Genomic DNA, 6,091 nt, shown 5'->3' on the forward strand with positions numbered 1-6,091 from the left:
TAAGGTAAACAGCGGCATTATCGAGCCCGAACCATATTTTGTGTGGACGATATCTCACAGCCTTGTTAGCTCTGTTACGAAAAACCAGCTTATCTTTGTAAACCCAGAGGCCGTAATATTTTTTGCATTTGTTTGAAAGCAATATTAGTGAGCATGGATGGCCACAGCCTTTCCAACCACCATAACAATTTTAGTTTTGACGGAACGATAATGACCTCCTTATTCGCTACAATTTGTTGCAACGCCCTCTTCGCAAAGGCTTCAGACGAAATTGGCCCAAGTGACTCAAAAATCGCCGCTTGCTGTTCTCGTGGTATTGCTGTGGGCATCCTGCCATTAATTCCACCTCCCTTTAAAATCGGGGTATTCACAGCGCCAGGACACAAGACACTCACTTTGATACCAAGCTCCGCTGCTTCCGCGCGTAGAGATTTTGAAAGTGATACTACCGCACTCTTCGATGCAGAGTACGCCGCCATCGCTGGTGAAGGAACCAAACCTGCCATTGATGCTGTATTGATAATATGCCCAGAACCTTGCTTTCGCATTACTTCGTAACCGCAACGAACACCGTGGATTACGCCATACAAATTAACATCAATAGCTATCTTCCAATCTTCCATTTCGTGGTCGGATATATAGCCACCAACACCCACTCCTGCATTATTGAAAAGAAAGTCAAGATGAGGTGCATCATTGACGATTCGGTGAAATTCTCGAAAAACTCGTACATCCAGCATCACCGATTGAGCAGTACCCCCTGAAGCTTTAATTTCTTCTACAACCTGAGCGGCAAGCCTTTCCTGTATATCTGCCACAATTACATGGCAGCCATATTCAGCGAGTAGCCGGGCAAGCGAAGCTCCAATTCCAGAAGCCCCTCCCGTAATGAGCCCTATCTTTCCTTTGAAATACTGTCTTTCATCCATTGCGATACTTTCCCAGTGGAAGCTTGTAAAGCTTGTGTCGTTAGCAAAGGCAAAAATTTATTGCGAAGTCTGCCAGGTTTGCCAGATATTTTGGCTGGCTTTCTGTGCGCAAATTACTCATGCTTACCATAAATCCAGTCTAAGCCCTGGATCAAGGTCGTTGGAAATGCAGTAGAATGCCTAGTTCTATTAATGACATCAAATTTGAGCGTAGTATTATCACCGGATAAAGAAGTAATTTTCTTTGCCAAGTTTTTTGCACCAGAGACCATATTCTCTCGTTCACCAACGTCTGGTTGCTCTAAGCTACCCACAGATAAATAGACTTTAATCGGCAACTCAGATTTTATAACCTGCGAAGTCAATATTTGACTTCTATTAAACCACACTGATGGACTACCAACTATGTAACTGCTAAACATGTCTGGATGTTTAAACAGAATGAATGTACCGAGTAATCCCCCCCAATGAGTTACCAACAAAAGTGCGATTTGAAAGGTTACTATCGGGTCAGAAGGAAAGAATCCCCTCCCCCAGGACGCGCTGTGAATACATCCCTGTACGCTCGTAACCGGCCTCCATGCCTCATACGGTCCTGGGAGAGGGGGTATTCTTCCCTCCTGCTTTACTAGTAAGGGCGCTTATAGATAAATCATATCTTGATTTTTTTGTCAATAAAGTATTGCGACATTGCTGTAGGAGAACTCAGTAACGCTGCATTAGTTTATATGCTTGCTAAGATATAGATTCAAGTTTCCCAGAAGGTGAGTTCATAGCAGATTGGCCCTCCAGGCTCAATACACCCCGTATTACTTGCCATGTGATGGCCAGTGCACCGATGATAAACACTACGTCACCAATAGTTCGTATCCATCTTAGAGTTACGAGCACTTCACCTTGCATTATAGTTTCACTGCGAGCATACCAAAGGCCTTCTGAAACACTCGCCATAAACTGAATAATGCCGACTGGCAATAGGCTAGTGAAGATCATTAAGGCCAAACCTATATTCATCCACCAGAACGCCGTTTTCATCAATTTTTCGCTAAACATTAATTGTGGCCGAATATATCTAAGCACCAGTAAACTAAAGCCTAAAGCCAGGAACCCATATACTCCAAACAATGCACCATGGGCATGGGTGGCTGTGGTATTCAATCCTTGAAGATAATATAAAGCTATGGGTGGATTAATAGTAAAACCAAGTACACCAGCTCCTAACATGTTCCAGAAAGCAACAGCCACAAAGAACATCAGAGGCCATTTGACTTTTACCATCCAAGTTGCACGGTTTTTTAAGCTGTAGTGATCCCAGGCTTCATAGCCCAACAGGATAAGTGGTACTACTTCCAGCGCACTAAATGTGGCACCCACAGCCATAACCGGTGTCGTTGTGCCTGAGAAATATAAGTGGTGAAAAGTACCCGGCACACCTCCTAGCAAGAACAATGATGCTGAAGCTAGAGAAGTCACGGTAGCCATGCGTTTAGATACAAGTCCCATGTTAAAGAAAATAAATCCAAGCGCAGTCGTGGCAAAAACTTCAAAGAAACCCTCTACCCATAAATGCACTATCCACCAACGCCAAAATTCCATAACAGATATATGTGTGCGCTCTCCATAAAAGAAACCAGCGCCATAAAATAATCCTATAGCAACAACAGAAGCAGTAAATAGAGCTAGTAGATTTTTATCCCCCTTTTGTTTTAACGCTGGCACGATACCGCGCAGCATTAATATCAACCATAGCACAACACCGATAAATTTACCGATCTGCCATAGCCTGCCAAGATCTACAAATTCATACCCTTGATGACCCAACCAAAAACTGAGTTCTGGTGGCAGTACTTGTGCAATGGCTAAATAATTTCCAACAAATGATCCAATAACAACAACCATTAAGGCCCAAAATAATATATCAACACCAAGCTTTTGGAGTTTTGGGTCTTTACCGTCATTTATAATTGGAGCAAGAAAGAGTCCAGCAGCCAAAAATCCCGTGGCAATCCAAAAAAGAGCAGCCTGAATATGCCAAGTACGCACCAAACTATATGGAAACCATTCCGATGTTTGTACACCATAAAATCCTTGTCCTTCGACTGTATAGTGGGCAGTAAAACCACCCAAGAAAACTTGAAGAGTAAAAAGTCCCACTATAATTAATAAATACTTTCCAAGAGATTTTTGTGAAGGTGTTAAATTAAAGGTGCTAATTGGATCTTGTTTGGGAGCAGTCGGATGGTTATCTTCATTACGTAGGAACGCCCATGCCCAAACCAGTGCGCCTATACCGGCAATCAACAAGACCACGCTAATAATTGACCAAATAATATTTTCGGCAGTTGGTTTATTATCAATTAACGGTTCGTGAGGCCAGTTGTTAGTATAGGTTGCGCCGCCTATAGATCGTTCGGTCGAAGCTGCCCAAGATGTCCAGAAAAAGAACTCAGTCAGTCGTGCTCGACGATCAATGTTAGGTAACGTAACCTCTTTCATGGCGTAATGTGCACGGGTTTGTTGTAAAGCGGGATCACCTCCAAAAAGTGCATCATAATATGTAGCGGTTTGTTCTATAGCCGCTACTCTTCGCTTAGATAGAGTGACAATTCCAGAGTCTTGGTTATAGGTATTGGTTCTATACTCTAATTTAAGATCATACCGCAATGCATATTTTTCTTTTTCCGTTAACGATTCGTATCGTAGACCAAATTCTTCTTGTGCTGCTAATGCTAACCAATTAACTAACTCTCGATGTAACCAGTCAGCGGTCCAGTCCGGAGCTTGGTAGGCACCATGCCCCCAAATAGACCCCAATTGCATCCCTCCAACTGACTGCCATGAGGTTTGACCATCTAAAATTTTATTCTTAGTGGTCAATATTTCTCCATTCCCCGATACAAAGGCGTTGGGTATCGGAGGCGCTTTCCGATATATCTCGCTGCCAAAATATCCAAGTATTGAAAATGTCACAGCTAAGACGCCAATCAGCGTCCACCAAAGAGATCTGTATGCTCTCATCAGAATTATCCTTGCCAATATCAATTAGCGTGTTCAAATATAGTGGTATTTTTGAAATTAATTTTCACTCCAAACTCCCCTAAAAATGCCTGCAGCCCCAAATATCGTATACATCGGGTATCACTAATTTTTTGGGATGACTCCACATTACTTGATTGTGCATTAGTAGTTTTTAAATTTGACATGCGGCGCTCGTGCTCCACTGCACTAATTTCAATAGGCTGATTTTCCTTGGGGTGGTTAACCAGCACAGAAAAAACATAAACTCTGCTTTTCCTTGTGTTGCTTAAGTAAATCGATCTATTGACCAATTGGTCAAAAATATGTTTTGACCGTGTAAGATAGTGAGCTGTTGGGAGGCCGATACCCTCCATCTGGCTAATGACTAATTGCCAATAATGGTTGTCGGTTTTTGACTGATTCGTCGAATTTTTGTAAGCTAATGAATCCGTGTTCACTTCTTGATTTTTCAAATAAATCAACGACTCCAAGTATTGGAAAGCGGTCTCTGGTTCCAGGGCGCCTTTATTCGAAATATCTCCTACCACAGTAGTACCAGTCTTGAATGACACATCTGCGCCTGATTGGCGCCTATGGATCTGGTTGGTCGACCATTTGAGACCAAACATTCTCTCTTTTCCCACATAAAATGCATATCATATACATCTTTAAGCGGGCAATTTACACGCAAAAGTCAATGATGTAAACTATATGCATCTTTAAATTTTCAAGGATTGAAATTCCTGGCTTCACAATGAAGGACTTTGCCAATGAGGATCACACAATTTACGGACTATTCTTTGCGGGTGTTGATGTACCTTGCTTTACAGGACCAAGAACAAGTAACTATTAGAGAGATTGCTGAGCGCTACGAAATATCCAAAAACCATCTGATGAAGGTGGTACAAGAATTAAGTCTCAAAGGCTATTTGATCGCTACGCGGGGTAAGTATGGAGGCATTCGATTAAGCCGAGCTCCCGAAGATATTAATGTTGGACAGCTAGTACGACTATTCGAGCAAGACACTGTATTAGTAGAATGCTTTGGGCCAAATAATCAGTGCGTCATCACTCCCGCGTGTTGGCTGAAGAAAATGTTCGCCGAGGCTATGGAAAGTTTTTTTACTTGCCTAGAACAATACACTTTGGAAGATCTAGTATCGGGCCCGAATCAGTCTGCTCTAATAAATATACTGGCCTTCCCTGTGAGAACTGAGAAATCGACGCAAAGTCACTAGCTAAGAGTTATTTGTAGCGGTTTACTAAACCCGAAGGAGCGATACTGTCTAAATTTGTTAGGCCAACCACTTGAACATGACATAAGCATCAACAAACCCTTTTTGTTTATGTTTGAATGCCTTGGGCAATGTACCAACAATTTGGAAACCCAATTTATCCCACAATGCTATTGAAGCTTTGTTCGTGGATACAACCAAATTGAACTGTAATGCCAAATAGCCAGTATCAACAGCATAATCTATGGAATGTTGAGCAAGATTATAGCCTACACCAAAGCCTCTATAATTCGGACTAACAATATAACCCGCATTTGCAACATGCGACCCTAAACCTGATTGATTATCCATAAGGTGATAGCTACCAACTACCGTTTTATCAACAATAGCAACAAACGTATATTTTGGTTGTTTAACCCAATAGTTCCAAGCCTCCTGCTCGTTAGTATCTGGTAAATTTGGAAAAGTGTCTCCTGCCTGAAACACCGATTTGAGTATCTCCCAAACATCATTCCAATCACCGTCACTGTATTCTCGAATTTGCATTTCATAAATCTCACGAATTCAACCTTAATCTACCGTATACTACCTCAATAAAGGGCCGGAGTGCAGCGCTGAAAGCGCGGAGCGGAGATCCAGCCGCAGGGGCGACTTTGATTGGTGAGTTATTGTCAATTCTGGTGATCAAGCAGCGCTCTGATCGACTGTTGGCACCAGTAAAAATATGCAAAAGTAAGCTGTCTCGCAGAGGACTGAAGACCCGTAGCAAACTGCCTGGCCGGGTTATGCATAGGCACCTCCGATGCTTCTTAAAAGGCCCAAAACTAATATGGCTAGGGGCTGTTCCCGTTTCACATGGGTAGCCATAGGAAGGCACAAGCCATAGCTACTGTGCTTTGATAGCACCTC

5 protein-coding genes are annotated in these 6,091 nt (G+C 42.5%); 1 reads left to right on the forward strand and 4 read right to left on the reverse strand.

The window, feature by feature from the left end:
* Positions 1 to 89: 89 nt before the first annotated feature.
* The 3 genes from Q1A48_RS17085 to Q1A48_RS17095 form a co-directional block, all read right to left on the reverse strand.
* Positions 90 to 929 carry an SDR family NAD(P)-dependent oxidoreductase gene (locus tag Q1A48_RS17085; protein ID WP_299947360.1) on the reverse strand — a complete coding sequence of 280 codons (840 nt, stop codon included), beginning with the start codon at positions 927 to 929 and terminating at the stop codon, positions 90 to 92.
* A 735-nt stretch (positions 930 to 1,664) separates the two neighbouring features.
* Positions 1,665 to 3,947: a nitric-oxide reductase large subunit gene (locus Q1A48_RS17090; protein ID WP_299947363.1), complete on the reverse strand. Its 2,283-nt coding sequence runs from the start codon at positions 3,945 to 3,947 to the stop codon at positions 1,665 to 1,667.
* Between the two features lie 20 nt (positions 3,948 to 3,967).
* Positions 3,968 to 4,576, reverse strand: a complete 609-nt coding sequence (locus Q1A48_RS17095) for a hypothetical protein (protein ID WP_299947365.1) — start codon at positions 4,574 to 4,576, stop codon at positions 3,968 to 3,970.
* A gap of 141 nt (positions 4,577 to 4,717) precedes the next feature.
* Between Q1A48_RS17095 and Q1A48_RS17100 the strand changes: the two genes are divergently transcribed.
* On the forward strand, positions 4,718 to 5,185 hold the full coding sequence (locus Q1A48_RS17100) for an Rrf2 family transcriptional regulator (RefSeq protein WP_299947366.1): 468 nt from the start codon (positions 4,718 to 4,720) through the stop codon (positions 5,183 to 5,185).
* A 57-nt stretch (positions 5,186 to 5,242) separates the two neighbouring features.
* Here the strand turns inward: Q1A48_RS17100 and Q1A48_RS17105 are convergent, their stop codons facing one another.
* Positions 5,243 to 5,728: a GNAT family N-acetyltransferase gene (locus Q1A48_RS17105; protein WP_299947368.1), complete on the reverse strand. Its 486-nt coding sequence runs from the start codon at positions 5,726 to 5,728 to the stop codon at positions 5,243 to 5,245.
* Positions 5,729 to 6,091: the final 363 nt, after the last annotated feature.

The organism is uncultured Microbulbifer sp., assembly GCF_947489355.1.
Classification (GTDB): Bacteria; Pseudomonadota; Gammaproteobacteria; order Pseudomonadales; family Cellvibrionaceae; genus Microbulbifer.

Excerpts from the sequence above, each read along its gene's own strand:
- Q1A48_RS17100 (WP_299947366.1), top strand. The coding sequence starts at position 4,718 with ATGAGGATCACACAATTTACGGACTATTCTTTGCGGGTGTTGATGTAC.
- Q1A48_RS17105 (WP_299947368.1), bottom strand. The coding sequence starts at position 5,728 with ATGCAAATTCGAGAATACAGTGACGGTGATTGGAATGATGTTTGGGAG.
- Q1A48_RS17095 (WP_299947365.1), bottom strand. The coding sequence starts at position 4,576 with ATGTTTGGTCTCAAATGGTCGACCAACCAGATCCATAGGCGCCAATCA.
- Q1A48_RS17090 (WP_299947363.1), bottom strand. The coding sequence starts at position 3,947 with ATGAGAGCATACAGATCTCTTTGGTGGACGCTGATTGGCGTCTTAGCT.
- Q1A48_RS17085 (WP_299947360.1), bottom strand. The coding sequence starts at position 929 with ATGGATGAAAGACAGTATTTCAAAGGAAAGATAGGGCTCATTACGGGA.